The organism is Cellulomonas triticagri (assembly GCF_003696205.1).
Lineage (GTDB): Bacteria > Actinomycetota > Actinomycetes > Actinomycetales > Cellulomonadaceae > Cellulomonas > Cellulomonas triticagri.
The window spans coordinates 1-702 of the sequence record NZ_RFFI01000278.1; the positions used below are offsets into that span (position 1 = coordinate 1).

The 702-nt window shown below is 80.9% G+C and carries 1 protein-coding gene and 1 pseudogene; both read right to left on the reverse strand.

Annotated features, from left to right (window positions below):
• Positions 1–398 (reverse strand): hypothetical protein (locus EBM89_RS20830; protein ID WP_199732238.1); only part of this gene is annotated, 398 nt, incomplete at its 3' end.
• Between the two features lie 76 nt (positions 399–474).
• Positions 475–702: pseudogene (locus EBM89_RS21730) on the reverse strand (serine/threonine-protein kinase); the annotation flags it as partial.

A 702-nucleotide genomic window follows, 5' to 3' on the forward strand; every position in this document is an offset into this window, starting at 1 on the left:
AGCGCCCGGACGACGGCGCCGAGCACGCCGCGGGCGGTGCGGACGGCGCGCAGCAGCCCGGCGGCGAGTCCCGCACCGAGGGCGCCCAGGGCGGCGTGGGCGGCGAGCGCGGGCAGGGCCAACCCGATCGCGAGGACGGCGCCCTGCGACGGCGCGGGCAGCATCGCGAGGGTGCCGGTGGGGCAGTCGGCGACGTCCTGGAGCAGGGTCAGCCGGACACCGAGGGTCGCGAGCGGCCCGTCGAGGTGCAGGCACTGGTGCACGAGCGTGCGCGCGAGCCCGAGGCCGACGCCGGTGGCCAGGACGAGCAGCGACGCGACGGCGACGAGCCCCGGGGCGAGGCGCCCGGGCGCGGGCAGGCGCGTTCGCAGGCGCGCGGCAGCCCCGGTCCCGGTCATGCCGCCCAGCGTACGGGCTGGACCTGGGCCCGACCTGGGTTCTCGGTCACCGGTCCGAGGAACCCCGGGCACCGGGTCAGGGCGCGTCGGGCAGCGTCGGCGGCGGCAGCGGGGCCCAGTCGACGTCGGCGCCGGTCGCGATCAGCGCGACGAGCACGCCGGTCCCGACGAGGGCGAGCACGACGACGGCCGTCGCTCCCCCGCGGCCGGGCGCGATCCCGCCGAGCAGCCGGGCGGCGCCGGTGCGGGTGGTGCGGGCCAGCGGTCCCCAGGCCAGCGCCGCGAGCCCCGCCGCCCCGGCGAC